This is a genomic window from Maribacter sp. 2-571, from assembly GCF_050589625.1.
Taxonomy (GTDB): Bacteria; Bacteroidota; Bacteroidia; order Flavobacteriales; family Flavobacteriaceae; genus Pelagihabitans.
The window spans coordinates 1-553 of record NZ_JBNGOP010000098.1; the positions used below are offsets into that span (position 1 = coordinate 1).

General features: G+C 47.4%; 1 protein-coding gene. It reads right to left on the minus strand.

Annotated elements, in window-relative coordinates; translation table 11 throughout:
* Positions 1–553: AMP-binding protein (locus tag ACRD7P_RS21050; RefSeq protein ID WP_430909782.1), on the minus strand; the 553-nt coding region annotated here is incomplete at both ends.

The window sequence follows — 553 nt, forward strand, 5'->3', positions numbered from 1 at the left end:
CCATGGTATAAAAACTTACATCATCGGCCGCTTCCGTGGGACCATAGGCATTGGACACTTGTATATCGGGATACTTCTCGAACCACTTCGATAGCAACGGCTTATGCACCGCCTCTCCCGTTACCAATAAATAGTGCAGGCAACCAAGCCCTTTGGCCGAAGGAAAATCCAATAATACCGATAGATACGAAGGAACCAATTGTAACAGATTGATATCGTCCGCATCGATAGTATCCAAAAAGAGCCTGGCATCTTGGATAAGCGCTTTACCATACACGGAAACTTTGCCACCACATAATAATGGGGCAAGCATTTGCCAGACCGAGATATCGAAGGTAAATGGCGCCGTAAATCCGAGCCTGGTATCCGAGTCCATCCGAAATTCATCGATCATCACCAATAGATGGTTGAGCATTCCGTCATGCTCTATCATCGCTCCTTTGGGAACTCCGGTACTTCCAGAGGTATAGATCACATAGCTTAGGTCCTGCCCACCAATGGACACAGTAAGACCTTCCACTGCATCGCCATTGTAAAAGGACCGCTCCAGATC